Annotated in this window: 17 protein-coding genes; 14 read left to right on the top strand and 3 right to left on the bottom strand. The window is 69.2% G+C overall.

Annotation, left to right across the window (positions count from 1 at the left end):
• Window positions 1–50: 50 nt before the first annotated feature.
• Window positions 51–746, top strand: a complete 696-nt coding sequence (locus RCR19_RS16180) for a demethylmenaquinone methyltransferase (RefSeq protein ID WP_331265785.1) — start codon at window positions 51–53, stop codon at window positions 744–746.
• A 50-nt stretch (window positions 747–796) separates the two neighbouring features.
• Here RCR19_RS16180 and RCR19_RS16175 read toward each other — a convergent pair whose 3' ends face one another.
• Entirely contained in the window at window positions 797–1,135 is a 339-nt protein-coding gene (locus RCR19_RS16175) for a PASTA domain-containing protein (RefSeq protein WP_331265784.1), read from the bottom strand.
• A gap of 93 nt (window positions 1,136–1,228) precedes the next feature.
• Window positions 1,229–1,735: a GNAT family N-acetyltransferase gene (locus RCR19_RS16170; protein WP_331265783.1), complete on the bottom strand. Its 507-nt coding sequence runs from the start codon at window positions 1,733–1,735 to the stop codon at window positions 1,229–1,231.
• 156 nt (window positions 1,736–1,891) lie between these two features.
• On the opposite strand from RCR19_RS16170, the gene RCR19_RS16165 reads away from it, so the two are divergent.
• Both RCR19_RS16165 and RCR19_RS16160 read left to right on the top strand, forming a co-directional pair.
• A complete protein-coding gene (locus tag RCR19_RS16165) occupies window positions 1,892–3,181 on the top strand; it encodes a geranylgeranyl reductase family protein (protein WP_331265782.1) in 1,290 nt (429 codons plus the stop codon).
• A 162-nt stretch (window positions 3,182–3,343) separates the two neighbouring features.
• Window positions 3,344–5,131, top strand: a complete 1,788-nt coding sequence (locus RCR19_RS16160; RefSeq protein ID WP_331265781.1) for an FAD-dependent oxidoreductase — start codon at window positions 3,344–3,346, stop codon at window positions 5,129–5,131.
• Window positions 5,132–5,196: 65 nt separating this feature from the next.
• Here RCR19_RS16160 and RCR19_RS16155 read toward each other — a convergent pair whose 3' ends face one another.
• A complete protein-coding gene (locus RCR19_RS16155; protein WP_331265780.1) occupies window positions 5,197–6,000 on the bottom strand; it encodes a C40 family peptidase in 804 nt (267 codons plus the stop codon).
• A 787-nt stretch (window positions 6,001–6,787) separates the two neighbouring features.
• Between RCR19_RS16155 and RCR19_RS16150 the strand changes: the two genes are divergently transcribed.
• The 11 genes from RCR19_RS16150 to nuoK are packed head-to-tail and all read left to right on the top strand — an operon-like array spanning window position 6,788 to window position 17,650.
• The gene (locus tag RCR19_RS16150; protein WP_007383963.1) at window positions 6,788–7,147 is read left to right on the top strand and encodes an NADH-quinone oxidoreductase subunit A; all 360 of its coding nucleotides are present in this window, start codon (window positions 6,788–6,790) and stop codon (window positions 7,145–7,147) included.
• Between the two features lie 13 nt (window positions 7,148–7,160).
• On the top strand, window positions 7,161–7,715 hold the full coding sequence (locus tag RCR19_RS16145) for an NADH-quinone oxidoreductase subunit B (protein WP_055493096.1): 555 nt from the start codon (window positions 7,161–7,163) through the stop codon (window positions 7,713–7,715).
• Entirely contained in the window at window positions 7,712–8,488 is a 777-nt protein-coding gene (locus tag RCR19_RS16140; RefSeq protein ID WP_331265779.1) for an NADH-quinone oxidoreductase subunit C, read from the top strand. The genes RCR19_RS16145 and RCR19_RS16140 overlap by 4 nt, the downstream gene beginning before the upstream one ends.
• The gene (locus RCR19_RS16135; protein ID WP_331265778.1) at window positions 8,485–9,816 is read left to right on the top strand and encodes an NADH-quinone oxidoreductase subunit D; all 1,332 of its coding nucleotides are present in this window, start codon (window positions 8,485–8,487) and stop codon (window positions 9,814–9,816) included. The genes RCR19_RS16140 and RCR19_RS16135 overlap by 4 nt, the downstream gene beginning before the upstream one ends.
• Window positions 9,813–10,685, top strand: a complete 873-nt coding sequence (gene nuoE, locus RCR19_RS16130; RefSeq protein WP_331265777.1) for an NADH-quinone oxidoreductase subunit NuoE — start codon at window positions 9,813–9,815, stop codon at window positions 10,683–10,685. Before RCR19_RS16135 ends, nuoE begins: the two co-directional genes overlap by 4 nt.
• On the top strand, window positions 10,685–12,070 hold the full coding sequence (nuoF, locus tag RCR19_RS16125) for an NADH-quinone oxidoreductase subunit NuoF (RefSeq protein WP_331265776.1): 1,386 nt from the start codon (window positions 10,685–10,687) through the stop codon (window positions 12,068–12,070). The genes nuoE and nuoF overlap by 1 nt, the downstream gene beginning before the upstream one ends.
• Entirely contained in the window at window positions 12,067–14,571 is a 2,505-nt protein-coding gene (locus RCR19_RS16120) for an NADH-quinone oxidoreductase subunit G (RefSeq protein ID WP_331265775.1), read from the top strand. Before nuoF ends, RCR19_RS16120 begins: the two co-directional genes overlap by 4 nt.
• The gene (gene nuoH, locus RCR19_RS16115) at window positions 14,568–15,932 is read left to right on the top strand and encodes an NADH-quinone oxidoreductase subunit NuoH (protein ID WP_331265774.1); all 1,365 of its coding nucleotides are present in this window, start codon (window positions 14,568–14,570) and stop codon (window positions 15,930–15,932) included. The genes RCR19_RS16120 and nuoH overlap by 4 nt, the downstream gene beginning before the upstream one ends.
• A complete protein-coding gene (gene nuoI / locus RCR19_RS16110) occupies window positions 15,925–16,515 on the top strand; it encodes an NADH-quinone oxidoreductase subunit NuoI (RefSeq protein ID WP_331265773.1) in 591 nt (196 codons plus the stop codon). The genes nuoH and nuoI overlap by 8 nt, the downstream gene beginning before the upstream one ends.
• Window positions 16,512–17,354: an NADH-quinone oxidoreductase subunit J gene (locus tag RCR19_RS16105; RefSeq protein ID WP_331265772.1), complete on the top strand. Its 843-nt coding sequence runs from the start codon at window positions 16,512–16,514 to the stop codon at window positions 17,352–17,354. Before nuoI ends, RCR19_RS16105 begins: the two co-directional genes overlap by 4 nt.
• Entirely contained in the window at window positions 17,351–17,650 is a 300-nt protein-coding gene (nuoK, locus tag RCR19_RS16100) for an NADH-quinone oxidoreductase subunit NuoK (protein WP_030742982.1), read from the top strand. The genes RCR19_RS16105 and nuoK overlap by 4 nt, the downstream gene beginning before the upstream one ends.
• Window positions 17,651–17,661 lie beyond the last annotated feature (11 nt).

The raw sequence follows: 17,661 nt of genomic DNA, 5'->3' as shown, positions 1-17,661 counted from the left end.
CCGGCCGGGTGCCTCGGGCCCGCTCGCCCCGTACTGCCACAATGGGGACCGTGACCCGCGCATCCCTGGACAAGCAGCCGCACGAAGTCGCCTCGATGTTCGACGACGTGGCGGAACGGTACGACCTGACGAACGACCTGCTGTCGCTCGGACAGGACCGGGTCTGGCGCAAGGAGGTCGCGAGGGCCGTGGACGCGCGTCCCGCGCAGAAGGTCCTGGACCTCGCCGCCGGTACGGCGACCTCGTCCCTTCCCTTCACGCGCACGGGCGCGTACGTCGTCCCCTGCGACTTCTCGCTCGGGATGCTCCAGGTGGGCAAGAAGCGGCTTCCCTGGATGCCGTTCACGGCCGGCGACGCGACACGGCTGCCGTTCAAGGACGACGTCTTCGACGCGGTGACGATCTCCTTCGGCCTGCGGAACGTGCAGGACACGGAAGCGGCGCTGCGCGAGCTGTACCGGGTGACCAAGCCCGGTGGGCGGGTCGTGATCTGCGAGTTCTCACACCCGACCTGGGCCCCCTTCCGCACGGTCTACACCGAGTACCTGATGCGCGCGCTTCCGCCGGTGGCCCGCGCGGTCTCCTCCAACCCCGACGCGTACGTCTACCTCGCGGAGTCCATCCGTGCCTGGCCCGACCAGCCCGCGCTGGCCGAGCGGCTGCGCACGGCGGGCTGGTCGTCGGTGGCGTGGCGGAACCTCTCGGGTGGGATCGTGGCGCTGCACCGCGGTTTCAAGGAGATCTGAGGGTCTCCGCCCCAAGGACCCGGACCCGAATTCGGCTGCGCGGCGTCAGGTCACCTGAGCACCTCGAAGGCGCTGCCCGGCTCGTCGAGTTCGCGGCGCAGTCCGCCCGGTGGCGGAATGGGCAGCCGTGGCTCGCGGACCCCGGCGCCCCCGCCGCCCTCGCCCTCCCCGAGATCGAACCACACGGTGACCACGGCACCGCGTGGTACCTCGGCACCGGGCAAGGGGTACTGACGGACGACGTAGTCGACGACGATGAGATGGAATTCCGGCCGGTCGGGTGCGGCCAGCAGCACGCCCTGCTTCGCGGCGGCCTCGCGCGCGTCCATCGCCATCAGGCCGACCAGCCGCGGCACACGCACTTCGGGTGGTTTGGGTGTTATACGCACAGATTTCACCCCCAGCGGTACTGGAAGGGTAACCGGCCGAGGGTGCCACCCGGAAGCGTCACGTGTCTTTCTGTAGCAGTCGACTACCGAACGTCACAGATCGAGTCGGTAGCAGTGCGCGGGCCCTCCCAGAGTGGGGTGCGTGAACACCTCGGCGAGCTCCATGCCCAGGCGCCGGGTCACCGCGACGGACCGCTCGTTGGCGGGCAGGACCATCGCCACGACCCGGGGCACCCCTGCCGTCCGCAGGCGCTCCAGCGTGGCGTGCGCCGCCGCGGTGGCATAGCCCCTGCCCCAGTGGGCCCGCCCGAGGCGCCAGCCGATCTCGATCTCGCCCTCCGGGCCCCACCCACCGGGCCACGGCTGCGCGCCCGTGAAACCGATGACCTCGCCCGAGTCGTCGAGCATGGTCCACAGGCAGAAGCCGCGCTCGGCGTCGTGTCTGCGCTGGCGTGCGGTGAGCTCCTCGTACACGGACAGCTCGGCGGCCCGGCCGCCGTGGAACTTCATGACCTCGGGGTCGTCGAAGATCCGGTGCCAGGCGAAGGCGTCCTCGTCGCTGGGAACGCGGAGCAGCACGTCGGGGAGAGCTCGGTTCACGGAGGGCAGCCCTTCAGCCGGGGGATCGATACCGCTGAATAGACTGCCCATGTCCCGTGCCCGTCAGCACATCGTTTTCGCCGATGATTTCGGCGCATTCACCGCTGCCGGTGCCCGTGTCGCCGTTGCCGTCGTCGAGCCTTGGGGAGACCCGCCGTGACCGAGCCCCAGCCCCTTACCGAACACACCGCCGATGTGATCGTCGTCGGGGCCGGGCCAGCCGGTTCCACCACCGCCTACTACCTGGCGAAGGCCGGGCTCGATGTCCTGCTGCTGGAGAAGACCGCGTTCCCGCGCGAGAAGGTGTGCGGCGACGGCCTCACGCCCCGTGCCACCAAGCAGCTCGTGTCGATGGGCATCGACATCTCCGAGGAAGCCGGCTGGCTGCGCAACAAGGGCCTGCGCATCATCGGCGGCGGGGTGCGGCTCCAGCTGGACTGGCCCGACCTCGCCTCGTACCCGAACTACGGTCTGGTCCGCAAGCGCGACGATTTCGACGAGCAGCTGGCGCGGCAGGCGCAGAAGGCCGGAGCGCGCCTGTACGAGCGGTGCAACGTGGGCGCGCCCGTCGTCGACGACCGCACCGGCCGTATCACCGGCGTGCACGCCAAGCTGGGCGAGGACAAGCGCGAGGTGACCTTCCACGCCCCGCTGGTGGTGGCCGCCGACGGCAACTCCACGCGCCTGTCGCTGGCGATGGGCCTGCACCGCCGTGAGGACCGCCCCATGGGCGTCGCGGTGCGCACCTACTTCACCTCCCCCCGCCACGACGACGACTACCTGGAGTCCTGGCTGGAGCTCTGGGACCGGAGGGGCGGTCAGGAGCGGCTCCTGCCGGGCTACGGCTGGATCTTCGGCATGGGCGACGGCACCTCGAACGTCGGCCTGGGCGTCCTGAACACCTCCGCCGCCTTCAAGGAGCTGGACTGGCGCGAGGTCCTCAAGGCCTGGTGCGCCTCGATGCCCGAGGACTGGGGCTACACCCCCGAGAACATGACGGGCCCGATCCGCGGCGCGGCCCTCCCCATGGCCTTCAACCGCCAGCCGCACTACACCAAGGGCCTGTTGCTCGTCGGCGACGCGGGCGGCCTGGTGAACCCCTTCAACGGCGAGGGCATCGCGTACGCCATGGAGTCGGGCCAGATCGCGGCGGACGTCATCGTCCAGGCCCTGGCCCGGGCGACCCCCGCCCAGCGCGAGATGGCCCTGCAGAACTACCCGAAGATCCTCAAGGACACCTACGGCGGTTACTACACGCTGGGTCGCGCTTTTGTGAAGCTGATCGGCAACCCGAAGGTGATGAAGATCGCGGCGCAGCGGGGCCTGACCCATCCGCTGCTGATGAAGTTCACGCTGAAGCTCCTCGCCAACCTGACCGACCCGACCGGCGGCGACGCGATGGACCGGGTCATCAACGGCCTGTCGAAGGTGGCCCCGAAGGCCTGACCGACGGTACGGGGGCGCCGGACGGTCATGGGAACCGGTCCGGCGCCCGTCGTCACGCCTGTGTTCCCTTTCGGGTGAATCCTGCACCGTTGTGAGGATGCGGTGGGTGACCCGGCCGTGCCCTGTCGTCGCGGTGCCCGCTCTCCCTACCCTCCCGTATCCATGACAACAGAACACCAGGGAACGACCCGCAGACGGTTCCTGGCGGGCGCCGGGGGTGCGGTGGGGGCCTTCGCGTTATGGCCGGACACCGCCGCCGCCTCCACCGGTAAGCACGTCGCCGTCCTCGGCGGCGGCGTCTCCGGACTCAGCGCAGCCCAGGAACTCGCCGAACGCGGCTACAGCGTGACCGTCTACGAGTACTACGATGTGCTCGGCGGCAAGGCACGCTCGATGGACGTCCCCGGAACCGGCACGGGCGGCCGCAGACCGCTGCCCGGCGAACATGGCTTCCGCTTCTTCCCGGGCTTCTACCGGAACCTGCCGGACACCCTGCGCCGCATCCCCTTCCCCGGCAACGAGAACGGCGTCCACGACAACCTCCGCGGCGGCACGGAGGCGCTCTTCGCCCGAGAGGCCGGCCGTCCGGATCTTCACTTCCCGCTGCGGCGGGTCACCACGCCGCCCGCGCCGGGCGACATCACGCCGTCGTGGCTCCGCGACCAGATCCTCTCCGTCCTCGACCTGGGCAGCCGGCTGCCCGCGTACGAGGCCGCCTACTTCGCCGACCGCGTCCTCGTCCACCTCACCAGCTGCGACGCGCGCCGGGAGGACCAGTGGGAGAAGACCACCTGGTGGGACTTCATCCGCGCCGAGCGGATGAGCGAGGAGTACGGCACGCTCCTCGGCGTCGGGCAGACCCGCAACCTCGTCGCCACCCGGGCCGAGATCGCCTCCACCCGTACCGTCGGCCGCGTCATCATCGAGGCGCTGCTGCTGTGGGGCCTGCTCGGCCGGGGCATGGACGGCGACGCGGACATCGACCGGGTGCTCGACGCCCCGACGAGCGAGGCCTGGATCGACCCGTGGTCCGCCCATCTGCGCTCCCTCGGCGTCGGGTTCGTGCTCGGCACGGAGGTGCGGGAGGTGCTGTACGAGGGCGGGCAGGTCAGCGGCGTCAGGGTCGCGGCCCGTGACAGCGGCGTCGAACGCACCGTCACGGCCGACCACTACGTCTCGGCCATGCCCGTGGAGCACGCCCGGCGCACCTGGGGCGCCGCCCTGCGCGCGGCCGACCCGCAGCTCGCCCGGTGCGACGCGTTGCAGACGGACTGGATGACCGGTGTGCAGTTCTATCTGCGCACGCCGACGCCCGTCGTCCACGGGCACATCAACTGCCTCGACTCACCCTGGTCGGTGACGGGGATCGGGCAGGCGCAGTTCTGGGACGTCCGGAACTTCTCGCAGGACTACGGCGACGGGACCGCCCATGACTGCCTGTCCGTGATCGTCTCGGAGTGGGACAAGCCGGGCATCCTGTACGGCAAGAAGGCCCGTGAGTGCACGCGCGAGGAGATCGTCGAGGAGTGCTGGGCGCAGCTGAAGGACGCGCTGAACGACTCCGGCAAGACGGTGCTGACGGACGCCGACCGGCTCGGCTGGTTCATGGATCCGGCCGTGACAGGGCTCGGCGGCCCCGATCCGCAGAACCGCGAGCCACTCCTGATCCATCCCACGGGCACGCTCTACAACCGCCCGTCGGCGAGGACCGCCGTGCCGAACTTCTTCCTCGCCGGCGACTACGTCCGCACCGATGTGGACCTGGCGACGATGGAAGGCGCCAACGAGTCGGCGCGCCGCGCCGTCAACGCGCTGCTCGACCGGGACGGCTCCGAGGCCGAACGGTGCCGGATCTGGGAGCTGTACCGACCGCCGGAGATGGAGCCCCTCAAGCGGGTCGACGAGGTGCGCTACCGCCTCGGCCTGCCGAACACCTTCGACCTCGGATGAGGAGGAGGGCCGCTGCCCCCGAGCGGCTGCGGCCCTTCACTCCCCATGACTTCCCGGCTGCTTGTTCAGAGCACCCGGACCGCGCCGGACGGCGGGTCGTACGACAGCGGCTTCTCCACCACACCGGTGGAGGGGTTCTGCGCGCCGACGAACATGCCGTCGCCGACGTACACGCCGACGTGGTACGCGCTGCCCGCACCGCCCCAGTAGAGGATGTCGCCCGGCTGCAGATTGCTGAGCGAGACCTGGGTGCCGGCGGTCGACTGGCCCTGGGAGACGCGCGGAAGGCTGACGCCCACCTGCTTGAACGCGGCCTGCACAAGACCGGAGCAGTCCCACGAGTTGGGGCCGGTGCCGCCCATGACGTACGAGTCACCGATCTGCGCCTTGACGAAGGCGATGACCGCGGCGGCCGAACCGGTCGCCGTGGAGGTGCTCGTCGCGGTGCTGTTCGACGCGGCGGTGAGGACGGTGCGCTCGGCGCTGCGCGAGGCGGCGGCCGCCGCGGCCTTGCGCGCGGCCTCGGCCTTGCGCTTGGCCTCCGCGGCCTTCTTCTTGGCTTCGGCGAGGTCCGCCTTTGCCTGCTTTGCGGCCTTTGCGGCGGCCGCGTCACGCTCGGCCTGCAGCTGGTAGTTGGCAGCGGCCTGCTGGGTGGCGGCCGCGGACTGCGCGACCTGCTGGGCCAGGTCGGTGGTCAGGGTGGGCAGTTCGAGCGTCTGCGTCACCGGCTCGGCGGCGTTCGCCGTGGCCGAAGCTCCGGCGGCGGCCAGACCGAGGACGCCCCCGGCAACCCCGGCCCGCATCGCGATCGTCGACGCGCTGCGGTTGCGGGGCTTCCGGTGGCTGCGTATGTGAGCGGTGTGGGACATGAGAACAAGCGGTATCAGGGGCTCCTCCATACCTTCAAGAAACGTGTGGTGCGCCACAGTTGTTCAATCGACACCTCAAATCCCCTTCGCGTCAATCCTTATTGACGCCGTAACGGACATTGTGGACAGTAGTGATCAAGCCTGTGATCACGGCCTTTCGTCGTTACGTCCGGATTGCTCTGCGCCTACCATCGGTCGACCCAGGTGGCCAAGCCCCGTTTATCGGATCATCTTCCGATGTGGCGCAGGTCACGGAACGGTCACCGCTGCGGCGGCGTCCCGCGCGCGGATGGTGTCCTTCGCGTCCGTCCGTATGTGCACCCCGTCCTCCGTGAGGTCGGGCCTCCGGCTCGTGAACGCGTGCACACGTCCACATCCGTCCTCACACCTCCCACTGACGTGTGAACGGAGTCCACTATCAAGGGATCGTGCCCAGGGCGAATTTGCCTCGATCGACTTCCCTTTGATAGTGCGAAACGGCTCCGACCAGCGACGACGAGCGAAAATGTCACCTCTTGGTGATCGCTCGACTGCTTCGCGTACGAAGATCACCGCTCATCCGACTTCATGATCCTTCGCCAGGTGGTGGAGATCACAAAGTACGTGGTGACCCCCGTGTCGCAGATCACATACCGGCGGGCATAAGATGCGGGGCAGTTGGGCTTGTGACCTGCTTCACATGTGCGCGATCTTCGCTGGGGCGAGTGGGGTTCGTGGGACAGGTGGGGCGGCCGCGAACCCGGCGCAACCGCCAGCAGTCAGTGCCGACTGAGAGGAGCGAGGAGCGGTGAACGCGTATGCGCCCATCCTCGTACTGGGAGCCCTCGGGGCAGGCTTTGCGATCTTCTCCGTGGTCATGGCCACGCTGATCGGTCCGAAGCGGTACAACCGCGCCAAGCTCGAGGCGTACGAGTGCGGTATCGAACCGACCCCCACGCCGGCCGGTGGCGGGCGCTTCCCGATCAAGTACTACCTGACGGCGATGCTCTTCATCGTCTTCGACATCGAGATCGTCTTCCTCTATCCGTGGGCCGTCACCTTCGACGCCCTCGGAGTTTTCGGGCTCGTGGAGATGCTGCTCTTCGTGCTCACCGTCTTCGTCGCGTACGCGTACGTATGGCGGCGCGGCGGCCTGGAATGGGACTGAGGGGCCACTAGTCATGGGACTCGAAGAAAAGCTGCCGAGCGGTTTCCTTCTCACCACCGTCGAGCAGGCCGCGGGCTGGGTGCGCAAGGCGTCGGTCTTCCCCGCCACCTTCGGCCTCGCCTGTTGTGCCATCGAGATGATGACCACCGGCGCCGGCCGCTACGACCTGGCGCGCTTCGGCATGGAGGTCTTCCGCGGCTCGCCCCGGCAGGCGGACCTGATGATCGTCGCGGGCCGTGTCAGCCAGAAGATGGCGCCGGTCCTCCGGCAGGTCTACGACCAGATGCCGAGCCCCAAGTGGGTGATCTCCATGGGGGTCTGCGCCTCCTCGGGCGGCATGTTCAACAACTACGCGATCGTCCAGGGCGTGGATCACATCGTCCCGGTCGACATCTATCTGCCGGGCTGTCCGCCGCGGCCCGAGATGCTGATGGACGCGATCCTCAAGCTCCACCACAAGATCCAGACCTCGAAGCTCGGCGTCAACGCCGAGGAGGCGGCCCGTGAGGCGGAGGAAGCGGCGCTCAAGGCACTCCCGACGATCGAGATGAAGGGGCTGCTGCGATGAGCGATGCGAAGAGCAACGGTGCGAACACGCCGGGCGACGGCGTGAACGGCAACGGCGTCAACCCCGAGAAGGACCTCGGCGCCGCCAACCTGCCGGGTATGCGCGGCGACCACGGCGAGGAGATCCGCGTCCAGCGCGGCATGTTCGGCGCCAACAACGGAGGGGACACCTCCGGATACGGCGGCCTGGTCCGCTCCGTCCGTCTCCCCGGCGCCGCGACGCGGCCCTACGGAGGCTGGTTCGACGAGGTCGCCGACGAACTCGAGGGCGCACTCGAGGAACAGGGCCTCGTCCCCGGCAACGCCATCGAGAAGACCGTCGTCGACCGGGGCGAGGTGACCTTCCACATCGAACGCGAGTACCTGGTCGCCGTTGCCCAGACCCTGCGCGACGACCCGGCGCTCCGCTTCGAACTGTGCACGGGCGTGAGCGGAGTGCACTATCCCGGCGACAAGGGCCGCGAGCTGCACGCCGTCTACCACCTGCGCTCGATCACCCACAACCGGGTGATCCGCCTGGAGGTCAGCGCACCCGACGCGGACCCGCACGTCCCGTCCCTCGTCCCCGTCTATCCCACCAACGACTGGCACGAGCGCGAGACGTACGACTTCTTCGGCCTGATCTTCGACGGCCACCCGGCGCTGACGCGGATCATGATGCCCGACGACTGGCAGGGGTTCCCGCAGCGCAAGGACTATCCCCTCGGCGGAATCCCCGTCGAGTACAAGGGCGCCCAGATCCCGGCTCCGGACCAGCGGAGGTCGTACTCATGAGCACGCAGACTCCGTCCTCCGCCTCCGCGCGCGAGACGACCGAAGGCACCGTCTACACGGTCACCGGCGGCGACTGGGACGAGGTGGTCCAGTCCGCGGCCCGCGCCGACGACGAACGCCTCATCGTCAACATGGGCCCGCAGCACCCGTCCACGCACGGCGTGCTCCGGCTCATCCTGGAGATCGAGGGCGAGACCGTCACCGAGGCCCGCTGCGGCATCGGCTATCTCCACACCGGTATCGAGAAGAACCTCGAGTACCGCACATGGACGCAGGGCACCACGTTCGTGACGCGCATGGACTACCTCACGCCGTTCTTCAACGAGACGGCGTACTGCCTCGCGGTCGAGAAGCTTCTCGGCATCGAGGACGAGGTGCCGGACCGCGCCACGATCATCCGGGTGCTCCTGATGGAGCTCAACCGGCTGTCCTCCCACCTGGTGTGCATCGCCACCGGAGGCATGGAGCTCGGCGCCACCACGATCATGATCTACGGCTTCCGTGACCGGGAACTGATCCTCGACATCTACGAGCTGATCACCGGTCTGCGGATGAACCACGCCTATATCCGCCCCGGCGGACTCGCCCAGGACCTGCCGCCGGGCGCGGTGGACCAGATCCGCGAGTTCGTGAAGAAGATGAAGAAGAACCTCCCGGAGTACGACAAGCTCGCCACCGGGAACCCCATCTTCAAGGCGCGTATGCAGGACATCGGCTATCTCGACCTGGCCGGCTGCATGGCCCTCGGCGCCACCGGCCCGATCCTGCGCTCCGCCGGGCTGCCGCACGACCTGCGCAAGGCCCAGCCCTACTGCGGCTACGAGACGTACGACTTCGAGATCCCGACCGCGGACACCTGCGACGCCTACGGCCGCTTCCTCGTCCGTCTCGAGGAGATGCGCCAGTCGCTCGCGATCGTCGAGCAGTGCCTGGACCGGCTGCAGCCCGGACCTGTCATGGTGGCCGACAAGAAGATCGCCTGGCCCGCGCAGCTGGCCCTCGGGCCGGACGGGCTCGGCAACTCCCTCGACCACATCAAGAAGATCATGGGCACCTCCATGGAGGCCCTGATCCACCACTTCAAGCTGGTGACCGAGGGATTCCGGGTCCCGCCGGGACAGGCGTACGCGGCGGTCGAGTCGCCCAAGGGCGAACTCGGGGTGCATGTCGTGTCCGACGGCGGCACCCGCCCCTACCGGGTCCACTTCCGTGACCCGTCCTTCACCAACCTGCAGGCCATGGCGGCGATGTGCGAGGGCGGCCAGGTCGCCGACGTGATCGTCGCCGTCGCGTCCATCGACCCCGTGATGGGAGGCGTCGACCGGTGACCACCAGTTCCTCGGAACGCGGCATCAGCCTCGGGATGCCCGAGCTGCCCGCGCCCGACTACCCGGACGACGTGCGGGCCCGGCTCGAGCGGGACGCGCGCGAGATCATCGAGCGCTACCCGGACTCGCGCTCCGCCCTGCTGCCGATGCTGCACCTCGTGCAGTCGGAGGAGGGACATGTCACGCGCACCGGGATGCAGTTCTGCGCGGACATGCTCGACCTGACCACGGCCGAGGTCACCGCGGTCGCGACCTTCTACACCATGTACCGGCGCAGGCCCTCCGGGGACTACCAAGTGGGCGTCTGCACCAACACGCTGTGCGCCGTGATGGGCGGTGACGCGATCTTCTCCGCCCTCCAGGAGCACCTGGGCGTCGGCAACGGCGAGACCACCGACGACGGCAAGGTCACCCTGGAGCACATCGAGTGCAACGCGGCCTGCGACTTCGCACCGGTCGTGATGGTCAACTGGGAGTTCTTCGACAACCAGACCCCCGAGAGCGCCAGGAGCCTCGTCGACGACCTGCGGGCGGGCCGGCAGGTCGAACCCACCCGCGGTGCGCCCCTGTGCACCTTCAAGGAGACCGCCCGGATGCTGGCCGGTTTCCCCGACGAACGGGACGGTGCCGTCGACGCGAGCGGCGCCGCCGGTCCCGCCTCGCTGGTCGGGCTGCGGCTGTCCAAGGGCGAGACCCCCACGGCGCGTGTGGTGCACCCGAGGGACGGCGGACCGCACGACGAGCCGCGACCGGGGTCCGTGCACGAGCCGTCTCCGGCCGAGCACCTCGGTTCGCACGACGCGCCACAGGACACATCGGCCTCCGACCCGGCCCACCCGGCGGGTCCCGTCACGGAGGAGGGGGAGTGATGACAGTGACCACCGAGGACGGGGGGACCTCCCGCCCGGGCAAGTTCGAGGGCGGGGGAGAGATCAGCCCCGAGAAGCTGCTGTCGCCCGTTCTGTCCGCCTTCTGGGACGAGGAGAAGTCCTGGACGCTGGACGTCTACCGGAGGCACGAGGGGTACGAAGGGCTGCGCAAGGCCCTCGCCATGTCGCCCGACGAGGTCATCGCGTACGTCAAGGACTCGGGGCTGCGCGGACGCGGCGGCGCCGGCTTCCCGACGGGGATGAAGTGGCAGTTCATCCCCCAGGGAGACGGCAAGCCCCACTACCTGGTCGTCAACGCCGACGAGTCGGAGCCCGGGACCTGCAAGGACATCCCGCTCCTGTTCGCCAACCCGCACAGCCTCATCGAGGGCATCGTCATCGCGTGCTACGCGATCCGATCGTCGCATGCCTTCATCTATCTGCGCGGCGAAGTCGTCCCCGTGCTGCGGCGGTTGCACTCGGCCGTGGAGGAGGCCTACGCGGCGGGCTTCCTCGGCAAGGACGTCCTCGGCAGCGGACTCGACCTCGAACTCACCGTGCACGCGGGCGCCGGCGCGTACATCTGCGGTGAGGAGACCGCACTGCTCGACTCGCTCGAAGGCCGCCGGGGCCAGCCACGGCTGCGTCCTCCCTTCCCCGCGGTCGCGGGCCTCTACGCGTGCCCGACCGTGGTGAACAACGTCGAGTCGATCGCCTCTGTTCCCGCGATCCTGCACCGGGGCAAGGAATGGTTCCGCTCGATGGGCAGCGAGAAGTCCCCGGGCTTCACGCTCTACTCGCTCAGCGGCCATGTCACGAACCCGGGCCAGTACGAGGCCCCGCTCGGCGTCACACTGCGCCAGCTGCTCGACATGAGCGGCGGGATGCGGCCCGGCCACCGCCTCAAGTTCTGGACGCCGGGCGGTTCCTCGACCCCCATGTTCACCGACGAGCACCTCGACGTCCCGCTCGACTACGAAGGTGTGGGCGCCGCCGGATCCATGCTCGGCACCAAGGCCCTGCAGTGCTTCGACGAGACGACCTGCGTGGTCCGCGCCGTCACCCGGTGGACCGAGTTCTACGCCCACGAGTCCTGCGGCAAGTGCACACCCTGCCGCGAAGGCACGTACTGGCTCGTCCAGTTGCTGCGCGACATCGAGGCGGGCAAGGGGAGCATGTCCGACCTCGACAAGCTCGCCGACATCGCCGACAACATCAACGGCAAGTCCTTCTGCGCCCTCGGCGACGGCGCCGCCTCGCCGATCTTCTCCTCCCTCAAGTACTTCCGCGAGGAGTACGAGGAGCACATCACGGGCCGGGGCTGCCCCTTCGACCCGGCCAAGTCCACGGCCTGGGCTGACAAGCCCACGGAGGTGACCGCATGACCGTGACCACCAGCGCTCCCTCGGGAGGGGGAGAAGCGGCGGTCCCGCCGGAGGACCTCGTGACGCTGACGATCGACGGCATCGAGATCAGCGTGCCCAAGGGCACCCTGGTCATCCGTGCCGCCGAGCAGCTCGGCATCGAGGTGCCCCGCTTCTGCGACCATCCCCTCCTCGACCCGGCCGGCGCCTGCCGCCAGTGCATCGTGGAGGTCGAGGGCCAGCGCAAGCCCATGGCCTCCTGCACGATCACCTGCACGGACGGGATGGTCGTGAAGACCCATCTCACCTCACCCGTCGCGGAGAAGGCCCAGAAGGGTGTGATGGAGCTCCTGCTCATCAACCACCCCCTGGACTGCCCGGTCTGCGACAAGGGCGGCGAGTGCCCGCTGCAGAACCAGGCGATGTCGCACGGCAGCGCCGAGTCCCGCTTCGAGGGCAGGAAGCGCACCTTCGAGAAGCCCGTCCCGATCTCCACCCAGGTGCTGCTCGACCGGGAGCGCTGCGTGCTGTGCGCCCGCTGCACCCGGTTCTCCAACCAGATCGCGGGCGACCCGATGATCGAGCTGCTCGAGCGGGGCGCGCTCCAGCAGGTCGGCACCGGCGAGGGCGACCCCTTCGAGTCGTACTTCTCCGGGAACACCATCCAGATCTGCCCGGTGGGCGCGCTCACGTCGGCGGCGTACCGGTTCCGCTCCCGGCCCTTCGACCTCGTCTCGTCGCCGTCCGTGTGCGAGCACTGCTCCGGCGGCTGCGCGACCCGGACGGACCACCGGCGCGGCAAGGTCATGCGGCGACTCGCGGCGAACGACCCCGAGGTCAACGAGGAGTGGATCTGCGACAAGGGGCGCTTCGGCTTCCGGTACGCGCAGATGAGGGACCGGCTGCAGACGCCGCTGGTGCGGGGCGAGTCCGGCGAACTGGCGCCGGCGTCCTGGCCGGAGGCGCTGGAGGCGGCGGCCCGGGGTCTGCTGGCCGCGCGGGGCCGGGCCGCAGTGCTGACCGGCGGCCGGCTGACCGTCGAGGACGCCTACGCGTACAGCAAGTTCGCGCGGGTGGCCCTCGAGACGAACGACATCGACTTCCGCGCGCGAGTGCACAGCGCCGAGGAGGCCGACTTCCTGGCCGCCCGGATCGCCGGACGCGGTCGCGACCTGGACGGCACGGGGGTCACGTACACCTCCCTCGAGAAGGCGCCCGCCGTCCTGCTCGTCGGATTCGAGTCGGAGGAGGAGGCGCCCGGCGTCTTCCTGCGGCTGCGCAAGGCCTGGCGTGGGCACGGGCAGCAGGTCTTCTCGCTCGCCACGCACGCCACCAGGGGCCTGGAGAAGGCGGGCGGCACGCTGCTGCCCGCCGCGCCCGGCACCGAGACCGAGTGGCTGGACGCGCTGGCCGGCAAGGTCGGCCTGGAGGAGGACGGCGTACGCGCCGCCGAGGCACTGCGCACCGAGGGCGCGGTGATCGTCGTCGGCGAGCGCCTCGCCGGTGTGGCGGGCGGGCTGACCGCCGCCGTCCGCACCGCGGCCGCGACCGGAGCCGACCTGGTGTGGATCCCGCGCCGGGCCGGGGAGCGCGGCGCCGTCGAGGTGGGCGCGCTTCCGTCGCTGCTGCCGGGCGGACGCCCGGCCACCGATCCGCGTGCGCGGGAGGAGGTCGCGGCCGCCTGGGGCGTCGCCGAACTCCCGCAGCGTCACGGCCGGGACACGGGCCGGATCATCGAGGCCGCGGCGACCGGCGAACTGGGGGCCCTCGTGGTCGCCGGTGTCGAGGTCGCCGACCTGCCCGACCCGGCACGCGCGCGTGAGGCGCTCTCCGCGGTGGACTTCCTGGTCTCGCTCGAACTGCGGCCCGGCGAGGTCACCGAGCGCGCGGACGTGGTGCTGCCCGTCGCGGCCGTCGCCGAGAAGGCGGGGACGTTCCTCAACTGGGAGGGCCGCGCCCGCTTGTTCGACGCAGCGCTCAAGCCCGACCAGATGACCCGCCGCCTGGCACCCACCGATGTGCGAGTGCTCCAGATGCTCTCCGACGCCATGGACGTCCATCTGGGGCTTCCGGATCTGCACACGCTGCGTACGGAGCTGGACCGGCTCGGGGCGTGGGACGGCCCCCGCGCGGACAACCCCCTGGAGATCGGCGGGCAGCTGGCCCGACCCGCCGCCGGGGAGGCCGTGCTCGCGGGCCACCGGCTGCTGCTCGACCTGGGCCGCCTCCAGGAGGGCGACGACGCCCTCGCCGGCACACGGCACGCGGCACGCGCGCGTGTGTCCGCGGCCACGTCCGCCGAGGCGGGTGTCAAGGACGGCGACCTCCTGGCCGTGACCGGCCCCGCCGGAACCGTGGAACTCCCGCTGCAGATCACCGAGATGCCCGACCGGGTCGTCTGGCTTCCGCTGAACTCGACGGGCGGCGGTGTCGGCTCCGACACCGGGGCGCTGCCCGGCACCCTCGTCCACATCGGCCCGGCGACGGTTTCCGCCGACGCTCCCAAGGAGGTGGAGGCATGAGCCCGTACCTCGCCGCTGAAGACCTCTCGATGTTCGGCCACGACCCGTGGTGGCTGGTCGTCGTCAAGGCGGTCTTCTGCTTCGCCTTCCTGATGGTGACCGTGCTGTTCTCCATCGTCTGGGAGCGCAAGGTCGTCGCCTGGATGCAGCTGCGCATCGGCCCCAACCGGCACGGCCCCTGGGGCATGCTCCAGTCGCTCGCCGACGGCGTGAAGCTGATGCTGAAGGAAGACGTCATCGTCAAACGCGCGGACAAGGTGGTCTACGTCCTCGCGCCGATCGTCGCGGCCATCCCGGCCTTCATGGCGATCGCGGTGATCCCCTTCGGGCCCTCGGGCAACGAGATCTCGATCTTCGGCCATCGCACCGCGATGCAGCTGACCGACCTGCCGATCGCGATGCTCTACATCCTCGCGGTCGCCTCGGTCGGCATCTACGGCATCGTGCTGGCGGGCTGGAGCTCGGGATCCACCTATCCGCTTCTCGGCGGGCTGCGCTCCTGCGCCCAGATGATCTCCTACGAGATCGCCATGGGTGCCGCCTTCGCCTCCGTGTTCCTCTACTCGGGGTCGATGTCGACATCGAGGATCGTCGAGCAGCAGCACGACCGCTGGTTCATCCTGCTGCTGCCGGTCTCGTTCATCATCTACATCGTCACGATGGTCGGTGAGACCAACCGCGCCCCCTTCGACATGCCGGAGTCCGAGGGCGACCTGGTCGGTGGCTTCAACACCGAGTACTCGTCGATCAAGTTCGCGATGTTCATGCTCGCCGAGTACGTGAACATGGTGACGGTCTCCGCCGTGTCGACCACGCTCTTCCTCGGCGGCTGGCGGGCACCCTGGCCGATCAGCACCTTCTGGGCCGGTGCGAACCACGGCTGGTGGCCACTCCTGTGGTTCGTGATCAAGGTGCAGCTGCTGCTGTTCTTCTTCATCTGGCTGCGCGGCACGCTGCCGCGCGTCCGCTACGACCAGCTGATGAAGCTCGGGTGGAAGGTCCTCATCCCGGTCTCCGTGGTCTGGCTGATGCTCGTCGCGACCGTGCGGGTGCTGCGCAACGAGCACTACGCCTTCAGCGACATCGCCCTGTACGTGGCAGGCGGCGTCCTCACGCTGCTGCTGCTGTCGTTCGTGATCGACATGTTCCGCGAGAAGGCGAAGGAACCGGCGCAGCCCGCCGAGGAGCCGGCCGCCTTCGATCCCATGGCGGGCGGATTCCCCGTACCGCCGTTGCCGGGGCAGACCCTTCCGCCCGTTCCCCGCCGCCGCCCGCGCAGGGAGCGGGAACTGATTGTCAGTGGCGGGTCGGACACTGTCAGTGACGGATCTACGGATGGAAAGGAGGCGTCCGATGGCTGAGGAGCCCAAGGAGACCAAGCCGGGTTTCCAGAACCCCGTGGCCGGCTTCGGCGTGACCTTCAAGGCCATGTTCAAGAAGCGGCTGACCGAGCAGTACCCGGAGCAGAAGAAGACCACGGCTCCGCGGTTCCACGGACGGCACCAGCTCAACCGCCATCCGGACGGCCTGGAGAAGTGCATCGGCTGTGAGCTGTGCGCCTGGGCCTGCCCCGCCGACGCGATCTACGTGGAGGGCGCGGACAACACCGACGAGGAGCGCTACTCGCCCGGTGAGCGGTACGGGCGGGTCTACCAGATCAACTACGCCCGCTGCATTCTGTGCGGCCTGTGCATCGAGGCATGCCCCACACGAGCGCTCACGATGACGAACGAGTTCGAGCTGGCGGACTCCAGCCGCGCGAACCTCATCTACACCAAGGAGCAGCTGCTCGCCGGTCTCGAAGAGGGCATGGTCGACTCGCCGCACGCGATCTACCCCGGGATGGACGAGCAGGACTACTACCGGGGCCTGGTCACGGAGGCCGCTCCCGGCACGGAGCGCCAAGTGGCCGTGTCCAAGGGAGAAAAGGGGGCTGAGGCATGAGCCCGCAGCTCGCCGCCTACACCACCTCCACCGGTGAGGCCTTCCAGTTCTGGGTCCTCGGTACGGTCGCGGTGATCGGCGCCCTGTGCACCGTGTTCATGAAGAAGGCCGTGCACAGCGCGCTGTGCCTCGCCGGCACCATGATCGTGCTGGCGGTGTTCTATCTCGCCAACGGCGCCTACTTCCTGGGGATCGTGCAGATCGTCGTCTACACCGGCGCGATCATGATGCTGTTCCTGTTCGTGGTGATGCTCGTCGGTGTCACCGCGGCGGACTCCCTGAAGGAGACCATCAAGGGCCAGCGCTGGCTGGCCCTTGTCTGTGGGCTCGGCTTCGGCGTCCTGCTGCTCGCCGGCATCGCCAACGCCTCCCTGAAGGACTTCAACGGCCTCGGCAAGGCGAACGCGAACGGCAATGTCGAGGGTCTCGCGGCCCTCATCTTCACCAAGTACGTGTTCGCCTTCGAGATCACGGGCGTCCTCCTCATCACGGCCGCGGTCGGCGCCATGGTGCTCACCCACCGCGAGCGCACCGAGCGCGCCAAGACCCAGCGCGAGCTGGCCGAGCAGCGCGTACGCGAGGGCAAGCACCTTCCCCCGCTGCCCGCCCCCGGCGTCTACGCCCGGCACAACGCGGTGGACATCGCCGGTCTCCTGCCGGACGGCACTCCGTCCGAGCTGACCGTCAACAAGACACTGCGGGACCGAGGTCAGATCCGTGACGTGTCCGACGAGGCGATCGCCGATCTCAAAGCCCTGGAGCAGCGTGCCGCGGAGCGCCTGGAGCGGGCCGAGGACGAGCGACCGGCCCTGAAGAGGACCGAGGAGGCGTCGAAGTGAACCCGGTCAACTACCTCTATCTCGCCGCCTTGCTGTTCACGATCGGCGCCACCGGCGTGCTGATCCGGCGGAACGCGATCGTGGTGTTCATGTGCGTCGAGCTGATGCTCAACGCCTGCAACCTCGCGTTCGTCACCTTCTCCCGGATGCACGGCAATCTCGACGGCCAGATCATCGCCTTCTTCACGATGGTCGTCGCCGCCGCGGAGGTCGTGGTCGGGCTGGCGATCATCGTGTCGCTGTTCCGTACCCGCCACTCGGCCTCGGTCGACGACGCCAGCCTGATGAAGCTGTAAGGGGTCGGAAG

The sequence above is a fragment of the Streptomyces sp. WAC07094 genome (assembly GCF_036320405.1).
Lineage (GTDB): Bacteria > Actinomycetota > Actinomycetes > Streptomycetales > Streptomycetaceae > Streptomyces > Streptomyces lannensis.
This window is presented reverse-complemented; position numbering and strand designations above follow the sequence as displayed.